Here is a 10901-nt window from a genome sequence, read left to right as displayed (position 1 = left end):
ATCCCACTATGGTGCGATTGCGGCCTATCTATTGCTTTAACGACAATGTTGGGTTATAATTTAGCTACGAAAGCTCGGTGGAAAAGGAGGGATAAAAAGTATGGTCAGTAAGAAAGACTTCCGCAAAATAAGAGAGTTCGTCTGGGAAATCCCAAAAAACTTTAGGTCGGATATGCGCGTTCCGGCCAGGGTTTACGCCGATGATGAGCTCCTTGAAGCGGCCTTCAGGGATAAATCTATTGAGCAACTCATAAACACCACCACTCTCCCGGGTGTTGTGGGTTACACCCTGGCTATGCCAGATATTCATGAAGGATATGGTCCCCCGATAGGAGGGGTTATAGCCACTGAAAGACCTTCCGGTATAATCTCACCCGGTGCTACCGGATATGATATAAACTGCGGTGTGCGCCTCCTGGCTTCCAACATAAGGGCCGAAGAAATAAAACCCCATATGGAAACCCTGGTCAGAGCCCTTTTCCACAACATCCCAAGCGGAGTAGGTAGAGGCGGAGACGTAAGGCTCAGCGACGCTGAAATGGATAAAGTCCTTAAAGAGGGCGCTGCCTGGGCCGTAAAACAGGGCTACGGCTCCAAAGAAGACCTGGAACATACCGAAGAAGGCGGCTCAATGGCCGGAGCCGACCCTTCCAAAGTGAGCCGAAAAGCCAAAGACAGGGGAAGAGATCAGCTCGGTACCCTCGGCTCCGGGAACCATTTCATTGAAGTAGCAGTGGTGGAAGAAATATACGATGAAGAGGTAGCCAAAGCTTTCGGCCTGTTTGAAGGCCAGCTGGCTGTATGGATCCACTCTGGCTCCCGAGGCCTGGGCCATCAGGTTTGCTCCGATTACGTGGAAAGCTTTCAGGAAGCTGTGCGAAAGTACGGGATAAAGCTCCCCGATAGGGAGCTCGTAAGCGCTCCCTTTGATACTCCAGAGGGGCAGGCTTACTTCGGCGCCATGGTGGCTGCCGCTAACTACGCCTGGGCCAACCGCCAGATCCTGGCCCACAGAGTTCGCAAAGTCTTTGACCAGGTTCTGGCCGGCAAAGTTAAGGACCGGACCCTCCGTCAGGTCTACGATGTCGCCCATAACATCGTCAAACTGGAAGAACATGTGGTGGGCGGTAAAACTGTAAAAGTCCTGGTTCACAGAAAAGGAGCCACAAGAGCCTTCGGCCCTGGCCACCCCGCCGTCCCCGAGGCCTACCGCAAAGTCGGCCAGCCGGTCCTTATCCCCGGCGATATGGGAACAGCTTCTTACGTGCTGGTGGGGACTCAAAGGGCTATGGAGGAGACTTTCGGGACTACCGCCCACGGCGCCGGGCGAGTTATGAGCAGAGCCCAGGCCAAGAAGCAAATCCGGGGCCGCGAGCTGGTGGAAAGGCTCAGAGCCGAAGGCATTATCGTCATGGGCGGAAGCGACGCCGGCTTGGCCGAAGAAGCCCCCGATGCCTACAAGGATGTAGACAGAGTGGTCCACGTAGTTCACTCCGCAGGAATTTCCCGTAAAGTAGCCAAGCTCCGTCCGCTGGGAGTCATCAAAGGTTAAAGCGGAAACCTCCGCTCAAAGATAGCCGTTGCTTTTGTATGCGGGCATTTTCTGCCCCTATTATATGGTTTTTTTATTACCGCGAAGATGGGGGGATATAGGCCTGGCTTTGTAAGTGGCCAAAAATGAAGGACATATCCCATGCCAAAGCGGACGATTCAAGATATCGGACAAACCCTTCCAGTGCCTGGGAGGGCCTCCTTCCCTGCCCCTTTGTGGCCGGGCCAATGATTACAGACCCCTGCCTCTTTGTTGGCCGGAAAGATGAAATCGGGATGATCCTCTCGCGAATGGAAGGGGTTCAGCCCACCAGCGGATCTCTCGCCCTAATCGATATGTGGTCGTCTACCTCTCCCTGCAAACGGTGGCTCCACGGACAGTGGCCGATTTTCACCGCGCCGTGGCCAGTGCCTTTCTGGAGCAGCCCGCTGTGCAGCGGGACCCCGAACTGGTCCGGGCGCTGAGCCAGCCCGTGACCCCGGACGCTTTCAGGGAGCCTTTCGCCAGTTGCGGAGCAGGGGCCTGAGGCTCATCCTCCTTCTGGACGAGTTTGAGGAGTTTCTGGAGGCCCCTCAGGAGTTCAACGACAGTTTCTACGACCACCTGCGCTCGTTGACCAGTGAAAGTCTCCTGATGCTGGTCATCGCGTCCCGGCGGCCCATCGGGGAATACAGCAAGGAGCGCCGCCTCGTTTTCCGCTTCTTCAACGATGCCCACGCCTTATGGTTGAAGGAGTTCACGGAAGAGGAAACCGCTGACCCGGTTCGCCTCCCGGCGAGCACCGTTCCGGGCGCGCCGGAAGCGCTTTCGCCGGAGGACCAGCGCCTGGCCCTCCGCTGGAGCAGGCGCCACCCTTGCCTCCTCCAGGGCAAGGACACCGACTGGGCCCAGCGGGAATTTGAGGCCCAAAAGGAGACCCAGTTTGCGGCGCCGGAGGAAAGCCGCCCTCCTCCCACTTTGTGGAATATTCTCCGCTGGCCCCTCTGGGACTTTCCCCGTTTCCTGGGACGCCTGGCGCAGGGGGCAAAAGGGACGGTCAAAGACCTGACCGACTGGTTCCTAAGGGGTATCGATTATTGCCATCGTGATTCTGGTTCTGCTGGGTATCCTGAAGGGGGAGCAACTGCTGGACCTGCTGCGCCGTCTCCTGGGAGGGTGACCCGATGGCAGGCCGATGGGAAAGCCTCCGGACCTATATCGCCGAGTGCGCCCGGCTCCTCTACTGGGCCTACTTCAGGCCCTACACCTTCAGTGACTGGCTGTGGGAGATTGACCCTGACCTGGGTATAGACGAGAACCCTTTCCGTTACCGCGCCCGCTTTTCCAGCAACCCTCGCCTGCGCCACTATGCGGGGCAAGTGTGGTGGCTCAGCGCAACCGTTCCCATCCTCGCCCCTCTCTTCGCCGCCGGGCCCTTTGCCTGGTCCTGGAGTTTCCGCTTTCTTCTGGGCTGGTGGGCGGGCTTGTGGTTTACACGGAGTCCCATAGTAAGCGCTCCGGAGAAGTGGATTTTCCGCTTCCTGGTGGTTACTTCCATTTTGGTTTTTGTGTTGGGCGGTCTTTTGCAGTTTTCGCCCACTCTGCTGAATCGCTTGCTTCCCCTTTTGCCCGATGTCGCTCTCGGGCTGCTGCAGGCCTGGCTTCCCCTGGTGGCAGACTGGTTGTTTATAGCGTTTGGCGTGGCGGTCGGCGTGGCGTGGACTCTGGGAGTGCTTCGGGTCTATTTCTGGCTGCCGAAACTGCTCTGGATGTTCGGTTTGGCGCTCATGGCCCGGCCGGGCCGCTACTCCCGCTGGCTCCGCTACCTCCCCCCTCGCTTTAATGAACTTATCATTCTCCCACTGCCCTTTATGGGCGAATTCATCGCCCGCGCCTACCGGGAGAACCAGGCCGCCGCCCAGCAGATGATAGATTACTTGATTACTTCCACCAACCAGCAGCGGGCCGCGCAGGAAGAAGAATCCCTTTACTGGCGGGCGGAGTTGCGGGAGAGCCTCGCGACCGAATCCCCCCGCTTCGCCACCGCCTACGGGGAAATCGTAGACCGCTGGCTGCGGATTCTGGAGCCCGCGCTGTGGACGCTGGAGGAGCGGGCCCGCTCCTCCCCGGAAATCCCCCAGGTCTACATCGCCGGCCCGCCGCTGGACCCGGAGACGGCGGGGGAGCGGTTCCGGGGGCGGGGGGACATTTTCCGCGAGATCGGAACCCTGGCCCTCTCCGATGTGAAGCCGGTCATCCTCCTCTACGGCGGGCGGAGGACGGGGAAAACGTCGGCCCTGAAATATCTCCCTCTGCGGGTGGGGCCGGAGATCCTTCCCCTCTTTGTGGATGTTCAGGGGTTGACGGCCACTACCCTGAAAGGCCTGGCCGAGTATCTGGCCGTTCAGATAGTGGAATCCGCCCGGCGCGCCCGCAACTTCCACCTGCCGTATCTAGACCCCGCACCCTGGCCGAAAACCCCTTTATCGCCCTACAGAAATGGATGGACCGGGTGGAAAGAATCACCGGCGACCCGGACTCTTGTGCTCTGCTTACCCTAATCTGCGCGACTGGAGGAGGTAGTCCGGGAGACGGGGAGCCGGATGCCCCTGAACTTTCTGCGGCACGTGATGCAGCACCGGCCCCGGTGGGCCCTTCTGTTCTCCGGCTCCCACATGCTGGACGAACTGGCCCCCTACTGGAGCGACTACCTGATCAACACTCGTGCGGTGCTAGTTAGTTATCTCCGGGAGGAGGACGCCCGAGCGCTGATCCGCAGGCCCGTTCAGGATTTCCCGGACATCTACGAGGACGAGGCGGTGGAAGCCATCGTCCGCCTCACTCGGGGTCAGCCTTACCTGGTCCAGTTGACCGGTTACGAACTGGTGGAACACCTCAACCGCCGGAGGACGTGGAAGCAGTGATTCCGGAAATCTTTGAGCGGGGCCACGAGTTCTTCCGGGAGTTCTGGTTCAGCTTGACGCCGGAGCAACAGAAAGTGCTATCAGCCGTGGTGCGGGGTGAGGAAGTGCCGGAAAACTTGCAGCTGGTGGCCCAGCGGCTGGTCCATAAAGAGGTGCTGGAACCTGCAGTGGAACATATCGCTTTCAGGTTCCGCTGATGCAACGGTGGGTGGAAGCAAAATTGCACCAGGAGATTTGACCTCTTTTTAGCCATCGCAGATAATATTTCACAGATGCCAGCAAAAGAAGGCGGTGACCGCTTAAACTAAGCACGAAACCAGGAGGGCTTATGAACGTCTTTGAAGAGCTAAGATGGCGGGAGATGATTTACGATTCAACCCCCGGGCTTGAGGAGGTCTTCGCCACGCAAAAAGTTGCCGGTTACATAGGGTTTGACCCCACCGCCCCAAGCCTTCAGGTGGGGAACCTGTTCGTGACAATGGCTTTGGTGCACTTGCAGCGCTACGGGCATACCCCCATCGTGGTCATAGGTGGGGGCACAGCCCTCATAGGCGACCCCAGCGGGAAAGATAAGGAGCGCCCTCTGCTGCGCAAAGAAGAAATTGAGGCCAATAAATTGCGTTTCCGGGAGCAGTTTAAGCGTTTCTTGGACTTTGATTCCAAATCCAACCCAGCCATAATGGTAGATAATGCTGACTGGCTTGTGCCCCTTAACCTCATAGATTTCCTGCGCGATATCGGCAAGCATTTCACGGTTAACTACATGCTTACGAAGGAATCCGTCCGGCGGCGGCTTGAGCAGGAGGAGGGCATTTCCTACACCGAGTTCAGCTACATGCTCCTTCAGGCCTACGATTTCTTGGTCCTCTACGACCGCTACAACTGCATACTCCAGATGGGCGGAAGCGACCAGTGGGGCAACATTACCGCTGGCATTGAACTGATCCGTAGACTAAGAGGAGGCAAAGCCTATGGCCTTGTATTGCCCCTTGTGACCACTGCCTCAGGGGTCAAGTTCGGCAAAACCGAGGCTGGAACTGTGTGGCTTGACCCCGCCTTAACTTCCCCCTACAGGTTCTACCAGTTCTGGTTCAACACCGATGACCGGGACGTCGTGCGCTACCTCAAGTTTTTCACCCTGCTCCCCCCTGATAGGATTGAAGAACTGGCGCACAAAGTGGCCATAGTCCCCGAAGAGAGAGAAGCCCAACGAACCCTCGCCCGAGAGGTGACCCGCATGGTCCATGGCGAAACCGCCCTCTCCCGGGCCGAAAAAGCCTCCCGAATCCTTTTCGGAGAAGAAATCCAGGACATTACGGCCGAAGAAGTAGAGGAAATTTTCGGTGATGTCCCTTCGACGGAGGTGAGGAAGGAAGAGCTGAGCGGGGAAGGCATGCTTATAACAGAGCTTCTTGTAAAATGCGGCGTCGCCTCCTCCCGAAGCGATGGCCGCCGGCTCATTCAGGGCGGAGGAATTTACCTCAACAACGTGCGGGTAACCGATATTGAGCTAAGGGTTGCTCTGGACCGGGCCATTGAGGGGAAATTCCTGGTGCTCAGGAAAGGCCGCAAGGATTACCATCTTGTGAAAGTGGTTTAGGCAAAGCGTTCAAAGCGGTCCTTATCGGCCTTGCAGATAGGGCACTTGAGGGGTGGAGAAGGCCTAGCGCAGAGATACCCGCAGACTTTGCAGCGCCACACAGGCATTCCTTTACCGCTGAAGACGGGTTTTTCCTCCTCAGCCTTTAGAAGGACTGTGCCCCTCCTTTCAGGAACGGGGCTGGCTTTTTTCCTGCCCTGCGCTACTTCTTCGGATACATACAGACCGCAATAGCAAGCCCCGTATTCCTCCAGGTCCGCATCGCGGTAATCGCAGGGGCATATTATATCCAGGTCCTTCTCCCGCACTCCAGAAGCTAAGCGGCAGGGGCAGGCCATGTAGCCGTAGCGCTTCAGATTGGTAACGAGACCTTCCATCAGGTCCAGCACCAGTTCCAGGTCAGGATTGAGGTAATAACCGGAGGATTCTGCCTCCCGCCGCAGGCGTTCGTAGAGCTCCAGCGCTTCTTGTGACCTCTCGCTCACAATCCGAGAGCCTCCTTTATGCGGGCTTCATCGTAACCTATTATCGCTTCCTCATTGTCCAGAACCAGTGTGGGAAAGGAGAGGCGGGGATTCCATCTGCTCACTTCTTCCAGAGCCTTTTTCTGCTCCTCCCCCTGAAGCAGGTCCACGTAGATCAGCTCGTAGTCTGCCCCGTTTTCATCCAAGAGCTTTTTCGTCCGGCGGCACCACCCGCAGGTGCTGAGAGCATAGAATTTAATCTTCCGCATGTTTTATCCGCCAAGAGAAGCGATTTGCCTTTTAAGCCATTTGGCGTGATCGATCTCATCCTTAAGGTGCCTTTCCATAAGAGCAACCGTTTCCTCGTCGCCTGTGATTTCGGCTATGAAGGTAGCGTAGTCCTTAATGGCCAGCTGCTCTTCCCTCAGTTCCAGCTCCAGCATCTCTCTGGTAGTAGCGTGGGCGGAAGCGGCTCCAATAGCTCGTCCCAGGATGGTTTCTTTCCCTCCGGGCTCGATGGGGGTATCTCCCAGTGCCCTGATGCGCTCGGTAAGTTCCTGAGCGTGGCGCTTCTCCACCTCTAGAATCGCCCTCACACCTTCGGCTATATACTCTTCCTGAATAGCTTTAGCATGGGCGGAGTAAATCTCTATCGCGCTCAGTTCAACAGCGAGGGCTTTTTTGAGAGCTTCAAGGACGTATGGATTAGCCATGGCTTACCTCCTTCCCCAGTGGGCTTATGGCTCTCAGTTTTTCCACAACCTCAGCGATGGCTTCCACCACAGCATCAACATCTTCCATAGAGTTAAATCGGCCAAAAGTGAAGCGCACGGACCCATGGGCTCTCTCGTGGTCTCCGCCGATTCCCAAGATAACGTGACTTGCCTCAAGAGAACGGCTGAAACAAGCCGAGCCCGTGCTCACGGCAAAACCCCTCATGTCCAGGTGCAGGGTTATGGATTCTCCTTCCACAAAGTGGAAAGTTATGTTAGCATTCTGGGGGAGCCTCTTCCACCGGTGGCCATTGAGGGTTGTGTAGGGTATCTCTTGAAGAATTCTATCTATCAGGCGATCTCGCATCTGCTGGAGCCTCTGATTCTCCTCCGGGGTTACCAGTTCCACAGCCTTGGCGAAACCCACAGCTCCGGGGATGTTTTCCAGCCCCGCCCTCAGGTTAAACTCCTGATATCCTCCATCCATCCACTTGGCTATAGGAGTTCCCTTACGGATGTAGAGGCCTCCTATGCCCTTGGGGCCGTGGATAGTGTGAGCGGAAACCGTTATCAGGTCCACAGGGATTTCCCTTACATCCAGTGGAACACGGGTAAAAGTGTGAGTGGCATCAGTATGGAAGAGGCAACCTTTATCACGGCATATCTGCCCTATGGCCTTTATGTCCTGGATAGTCCCAATCTCCTGGTTAGCATGCTGAATGGATACCAGGATGGTCTCGGGCGTTATGGACTCCCACAGCTGATTTAGGTCCACAAAACCATATTCGTCCACGTCAAGGTAGGTTACCTTGAAGCCTTGTTTCTCCAGGGCTTTGGCTGTGTTGAGCACGGGGAAATCCTCAATTTTGGAGACGATTATATGCCGGCCTTTCTTACGGCTCAGGGCCATAGCTACCCCTTTGAGAGCTATGTTGGATGATTCGGTATCGCCAGATGTGAAGATAAACTCCTCAGGAGAAGCCCCGAGCTTTTCAGCGATTGTAGCCCTGGCTTTATCCAGGGCTTCCCGGGCCTCTATCCCGGGCGAATATCCGAATTCAGAGGTGGCCACGGCGTAGATTTCAAAGAAATAGGGCAACATCGCTTCTAGAACCCGCTCGTCAAGGCGGGTAGCCGCAGCATTATCAAGATATACATAACGACGTTCCACTTCTTAAACCTCCTTAAAGCTCCGATCTCTCTATCCAGCTGGGATCCCACCGCTCGTCCAGAAGGGTGACTTTGACCTCCTTAACTCCGGGGACTGAGGCTGCAGCCATCCGGACCTGTTCCACAAGATAGGAAGCCAGAGGGCAGAAAGGAGCCGTTAGCACCATCTTTACCTCCACCTCTCCCCCTTCCCCGATGTTGACCTGTCTTATCATCCCCAGAGTTACCACATCCATCCCGATTTCGGGATCAATCACCTGGCGCAGAGCGTCCCTTACCTGTTTTTCAGTTACCCTGTCCATATTAACCTCCTTTTAAGCTGGCGATCTCAAAAGCAAGACTTAAGGCTCCTGTGGGGCATGCTTCCTCGCAGGGGAAGAAGAACTCGGGCCCCCCAAGCAAATAGAGGGAGCAATCGGAGGGGCAATTAAACTGAAGCCCTTCCTCGCTGAGGATAAGAGCCCCGCAAGGGCAAGCCGCAGCACACATACCACACTTTATGCACAGATTCTGATCTACTTTCAGTTTCATCTCCCCTTCCCAACCTTTGCATTTTCGTGAGAAATTATACCAGGCGAAAGCCAAAAAGTCTGGGACAAAAGTCCCTATCCCGCTTCCAGGGTAAACTCCTGGTAGTCAAACCAGAAGCCGGTGCGGGTCAGGTAATCGTACTCCGCCTGGAGGAGAGCCAGGTGCCCCTTTTCCTGCTCCACCAGGAACTGATACACCTTGCGTGCTTCTTCCGAGGGGCTCTTATCTAGCTGCTCTGAATAGAACTTGATGGAGGCCTTCTCTATCTCCATCCCTCTGCGGAGAATTTCCTGGTGGTGGCGAGGGACCTCAACTTTTTCCCTTTCTTCAGGGGAGGGAAATATGTATTGGGCTACTTCCCCGAGCGGAAAGGGCTCAAGAGTAGGCCACCTGCCTTCTTCCAGCAGAGATTGACGGATTGATTGAAATAAATAAAGGTGGTTTTGTTCATCCCGAGCCAGGTTGCGCAGCATCTTCCGGGCTGCCTGATCTTCCACCTTCTCCGCCGCTTCGGAATAAAACTTTATGCCCTTTTCCTCTATTTTGATGGCCGTTTCTATGGCTTTAAGTGCTTCTATTTCCATTCCAACCCTCCTTTTCCAAGCCTTCCAGCTGAGCTATTTCCATAAGTCTATCCCGGTCAACTATAACAATACGTCCCCCCAGGCGAGTTATCAGCCCCTGGGAGGCGAAATCCCGTAGAATCCTCCCCACAATCTCTCTCACGGTGCCAATCTGAGAAGCGATCTCGGTCTGAGTCCAGGGCCTGTACTGGTCGCTGTGCCTGGATTGCTGCAGGAGAAAGCGAGCCAGCCGGGTCCGCACCGTATGCAATGCCATCTCTTCAACCATCTCGGTCAAACGGCGAGCTCTGCCTGATAGCTCTTTGAGCAAATTGACGCACAATTTCCGGTCTTCTTCCACCATCCGCCGGAACTCCTCCGTGCCTATTGCGTATAAAGCTGCGTTCGTCAGGGCGTCGGCCGTGATAGTGTATGGGTTTCCATCAGCGGCTGAGAATGGATCAATTATTCTGCCGGGCCCAACGTAATCAATCGTTATTTCCTTTCCTTCAGGAGAAACGCGCCGCGTTCTGATGATACCTCGCCCCACTATGTAGACATAACGGGCTTCTTCCCCCTGCAGGAATATGATCTTTCCAGCGTGAGCGGAGCTTTCAATTATCAACGAAGCTAACCTCTGAAGAGTCCTCTCCTCAAGGCCCGAAAAGATCGGGAACATGCGGATTTTATCCGGAATTATGGCCATAACTTCTCAGGGCTCCATTCGCCATTCAATCTTCCCTTTCTGGCGGATGGTTGGTTCGGGTACCTCCTCAGGGTAACCCATAACGATAAAGCTTATGAGGTCTTTGCCTTTTATGCCTAAATGAGAATAAACGGCATCCTTTACGGCATAAAGGCCATAGGTGAACCAGTGGGTTCCCACGCCTTCGTTCCAGGCCGCCAGCAATAAATTTTGCACCGCCGCTGCCACTGAAAGGGCATAATCCAGATCCTCACCCACAGGCTTCTCGGAAAATACTACTACAAGAACGGGAGCCTGTGCTGCGGCCTGTAGAAAAGACTCTGTAGTCCAGATTCTGTGCAGCGATGAAACCTCGGCTGTGACTACCAGGCGAGCGAACTCAGTGCGCAACAGATGGAGAAATTTCTCTTTTTGTCTCCCTCCCAGCACTACGAAATACCAGTTCTGTAAATCCATCTTAGAAGGGGCCCACAGGGCAGCCGAGAGAATTTTCTCCAGAACCTCGTGTGGGATTGGGTCAGGCTTGAATTTAGCTATGCTGCGCCTTGAAACAATAGCCTCATAAGTGTCCACAATGAAACCCTCCGTGAAGCTTATCCCCCTAATTATAACCCCTATAACCTTAATGGAGCAAATTGGATAGCCCAAAAAGCTAAAGGGATATTGCGCTCCGGACAGGCTCTTGAATCATAGCCCTTC

At 55.3% G+C, this 10901-nt stretch carries 14 protein-coding genes; 5 read left to right on the top strand and 9 right to left on the bottom strand.

Annotation, left to right across the window (positions count from 1 at the left end; genetic code table 11):
- The first annotated feature begins 100 nt into the window (after positions 1-100).
- From NZ653_06415 to tyrS, 5 genes are all read left to right on the top strand, one after another.
- A complete protein-coding gene (locus NZ653_06415; protein ID MCS7286746.1) occupies positions 101-1552 on the top strand; it encodes an RtcB family protein in 1452 nt (483 codons plus the stop codon).
- Between the two features lie 1163 nt (positions 1553-2715).
- Complete coding sequence (locus NZ653_06410) at positions 2716-4092, top strand: hypothetical protein (protein ID MCS7286745.1); 1377 nt, start codon at positions 2716-2718, stop codon at positions 4090-4092.
- Positions 4093-4260: 168 nt separating this feature from the next.
- Positions 4261-4455 (top strand): hypothetical protein, encoded by a 195-nt coding sequence (locus NZ653_06405; GenBank protein MCS7286744.1) that lies wholly within the window; start codon positions 4261-4263, stop codon positions 4453-4455.
- Entirely contained in the window at positions 4443-4652 is a 210-nt protein-coding gene (locus tag NZ653_06400) for a hypothetical protein (protein MCS7286743.1), read from the top strand. The genes NZ653_06405 and NZ653_06400 overlap by 13 nt, the downstream gene beginning before the upstream one ends.
- A 131-nt stretch (positions 4653-4783) precedes the next feature.
- Positions 4784-6055 (top strand): tyrosine--tRNA ligase, encoded by a 1272-nt coding sequence (tyrS, locus tag NZ653_06395; GenBank protein ID MCS7286742.1) that lies wholly within the window; start codon positions 4784-4786, stop codon positions 6053-6055.
- Here tyrS and NZ653_06390 read toward each other — a convergent pair.
- From NZ653_06390 to NZ653_06350, 9 genes are all read right to left on the bottom strand, one after another.
- The gene (locus tag NZ653_06390) at positions 6052-6543 is read right to left on the bottom strand and encodes a ferredoxin:glutaredoxin reductase (GenBank protein ID MCS7286741.1); all 492 of its coding nucleotides are present in this window, start codon (positions 6541-6543) and stop codon (positions 6052-6054) included. The genes tyrS and NZ653_06390 overlap by 4 nt on opposite strands.
- Positions 6537-6788, bottom strand: coding sequence for a glutaredoxin family protein (locus tag NZ653_06385; protein ID MCS7286740.1), 252 nt, complete (start codon positions 6786-6788; stop codon positions 6537-6539). The genes NZ653_06390 and NZ653_06385 overlap by 7 nt, the downstream gene beginning before the upstream one ends.
- A gap of 3 nt (positions 6789-6791) precedes the next feature.
- Positions 6792-7232, bottom strand: a complete 441-nt coding sequence (locus NZ653_06380; GenBank protein MCS7286739.1) for a ferritin-like domain-containing protein — start codon at positions 7230-7232, stop codon at positions 6792-6794.
- Positions 7225-8403, bottom strand: a complete 1179-nt coding sequence (locus NZ653_06375; protein MCS7286738.1) for a cysteine desulfurase — start codon at positions 8401-8403, stop codon at positions 7225-7227. Before NZ653_06375 ends, NZ653_06380 begins: the two co-directional genes overlap by 8 nt.
- Before the next feature lie 13 nt (positions 8404-8416).
- Positions 8417-8704, bottom strand: a complete 288-nt coding sequence (locus NZ653_06370; protein ID MCS7286737.1) for a metal-sulfur cluster assembly factor — start codon at positions 8702-8704, stop codon at positions 8417-8419.
- A gap of 1 nt (position 8705) precedes the next feature.
- The gene (locus NZ653_06365; protein MCS7286736.1) at positions 8706-8933 is read right to left on the bottom strand and encodes a 4Fe-4S binding protein; all 228 of its coding nucleotides are present in this window, start codon (positions 8931-8933) and stop codon (positions 8706-8708) included.
- A gap of 74 nt (positions 8934-9007) precedes the next feature.
- Complete coding sequence (locus NZ653_06360; protein ID MCS7286735.1) at positions 9008-9517, bottom strand: ferritin family protein; 510 nt, start codon at positions 9515-9517, stop codon at positions 9008-9010.
- Positions 9498-10202 (bottom strand): Crp/Fnr family transcriptional regulator, encoded by a 705-nt coding sequence (locus tag NZ653_06355; GenBank protein MCS7286734.1) that lies wholly within the window; start codon positions 10200-10202, stop codon positions 9498-9500. The genes NZ653_06360 and NZ653_06355 overlap by 20 nt, the downstream gene beginning before the upstream one ends.
- Positions 10203-10208: 6 nt before the next feature.
- Positions 10209-10775 (bottom strand): nitroreductase family protein, encoded by a 567-nt coding sequence (locus NZ653_06350; GenBank protein ID MCS7286733.1) that lies wholly within the window; start codon positions 10773-10775, stop codon positions 10209-10211.
- Positions 10776-10901: the final 126 nt, after the last annotated feature.

The organism is Anaerolineae bacterium (assembly GCA_025062375.1).
GTDB lineage: Bacteria > Chloroflexota > Anaerolineae > SpSt-600 > SpSt-600 > SpSt-600.
This window is presented reverse-complemented; position numbering and strand designations above follow the sequence as displayed.

Coding starts and splice junctions, on each gene's coding strand:
- NZ653_06415 (MCS7286746.1), top strand. CDS start 101: ATGGTCAGTAAGAAAGACTTCCGCAAAATAAGAGAGTTCGTCTGGGAA.
- NZ653_06410 (MCS7286745.1), top strand. CDS start 2,716: ATGGCAGGCCGATGGGAAAGCCTCCGGACCTATATCGCCGAGTGCGCC.
- tyrS (MCS7286742.1), top strand. CDS start 4,784: ATGAACGTCTTTGAAGAGCTAAGATGGCGGGAGATGATTTACGATTCA.
- NZ653_06385 (MCS7286740.1), bottom strand. CDS start 6,788: ATGCGGAAGATTAAATTCTATGCTCTCAGCACCTGCGGGTGGTGCCGC.
- NZ653_06380 (MCS7286739.1), bottom strand. CDS start 7,232: ATGGCTAATCCATACGTCCTTGAAGCTCTCAAAAAAGCCCTCGCTGTT.
- NZ653_06370 (MCS7286737.1), bottom strand. CDS start 8,704: ATGGACAGGGTAACTGAAAAACAGGTAAGGGACGCTCTGCGCCAGGTG.
- NZ653_06365 (MCS7286736.1), bottom strand. CDS start 8,933: ATGAAACTGAAAGTAGATCAGAATCTGTGCATAAAGTGTGGTATGTGT.
- NZ653_06360 (MCS7286735.1), bottom strand. CDS start 9,517: ATGGAAATAGAAGCACTTAAAGCCATAGAAACGGCCATCAAAATAGAG.
- NZ653_06355 (MCS7286734.1), bottom strand. CDS start 10,202: ATGGCCATAATTCCGGATAAAATCCGCATGTTCCCGATCTTTTCGGGC.